Source organism: Micromonospora deserti, from assembly GCF_003236335.1.
Classification (GTDB): Bacteria; Actinomycetota; Actinomycetes; order Mycobacteriales; family Micromonosporaceae; genus Micromonospora; species Micromonospora deserti.
On record NZ_POUB01000496.1, the window covers coordinates 1 to 1,588 of the forward strand.

A 1,588-nucleotide genomic window follows, 5' to 3' on the forward strand; every position below is an offset into this window, starting at 1 on the left:
CTTGATCTTTAACCAGCGGTGGCTGGGCGGTGACCCCGGCTGATCATGGGGACAGCCCTTGATTGATCATTCTTCTTGTCTAGGGAAGATGATCAATAACCAAGGGCTGTCTCGGTGATCAGTGTGCATGACCGTGGTCCGGCCGGTGTGGTCGGGGAGCTGGCGAGGTTCCGGCGGGAGTTCTACCGCTGTTTGACCGGGCGGGCGGATGCGTTGTTCGACCTGGCCGAGGCGGTGTTGTGTGCCGACGGGCCGGTCCGGTCGCTGGTGGAGTTGTCGCTGGTGGGTGAGCACCGCCGCGGTCACGGGGCGTTGTATGACGCTCTCGCCTGCGGGCGGCTGGACATCGACCGGCTGCGGACCGCTTTGGCCGCGGTGCCGCTGCCGCGGGCGGCCGACGGGCGTCTTGTTCTGGCGGTGGACATCACCTGTTGGCTGCGGCCGGACGCGCACACCTCGCCGCAGCGGATCCTGTGCCACACCTACGGTCGTGGCAAGGACCAGCACATCCCAATCCCCGGGTGGCCGTACTCGATTGTCGTCGCCCTGGAGTCGGGCCGTAGTTCGTGGACTGCGCCGCTGGACGCACAGCGGCTGGCGCCTGGCGATGACGCGGCCACGATCACCGCTGGGCAGCTGCGAGACATCGTGGGGCGACTGATCGCGGCCGGGCAGTGGCGGCCCGGCGACCTGGAGATCCTGGTCGTGGCCGACGCCGGCTACGACGCGCCCCGACTGGCGTTCCTCCTGCGTGATCTACCCGTGCAGGTCCTGGCTCGAATGCGCTCAGACCGGGTACTACGCCGGGCAGTGCCGCCCCGGCAGCCCGCGACGATCGGCCGACCGCGCAGGCACGGCGGCGAGTTCGTCTTCGGCGATCCCGCCACCTGGAGTGAATTCGACGTCACCACGGTGGCCGACACCCGGCTCTACGGCACGGCGAGGGCCCGAGCCTGGGACCGGCTGCACCCCCGGCTGACCCACCGATCCGCCTGGATCGCCTCGGCGAAGGTGCTGCCGGTCATCGAGGGAACCGTCATCCACTTGGAGGTCGAGCACCTGCCCAGCGGCGCGACCCCGAAGCCGGTATGGCTGTGGTGGTCCGGCGTCGACGCCACCAGCGCCGACGTCGACCGGCTCTGGCAGACGTTCCTGCGCCGCTTCGACATCGAGCACACGTTCCGCCTGTTCAAACAGACCCTCGGCTGGACCTGTCCGAAGATCCGCACCCCACAGGCAGCCGACCGCTGGACTGGGTTGATCCTCGCCGCCTACACGCAGCTCCGCCTGGCCCGCGCCCTGGCCGCCGACCTGCGCCGCCCCTGGGAGAAACCGGCACCACCCGAGCGTCTATCACCCGCCCGCGTCCGCCGAGGGTTTCGGCACCTCCGCACGAACCTCCCCTGTCCCGCCGGTGCACCGAAACCCTCCCGGCCAGGCCCAGGCAGACCACCCGGCCGCCGCAACAGTCACCCCACCCCGCGCTACGACGTCCATACCGTGACCACAAAGGATGCCAAGCCGCCAGGCACGAGGAAAACGAAGACCACGAATCCCCGCCCCCGCCGCACAGGTTAAAGATCAAGCT

The 1,588-nt window shown here is 69.1% G+C and carries 1 protein-coding gene; it reads left to right on the forward strand.

The window, feature by feature from the left end:
* The first annotated feature begins 114 nt into the window (after positions 1-114).
* Positions 115-1,578, forward strand: coding sequence for an NF041680 family putative transposase (locus tag C1I99_RS31500; RefSeq protein WP_111137767.1), 1,464 nt, complete (start codon positions 115-117; stop codon positions 1,576-1,578).
* Positions 1,579-1,588 lie beyond the last annotated feature (10 nt).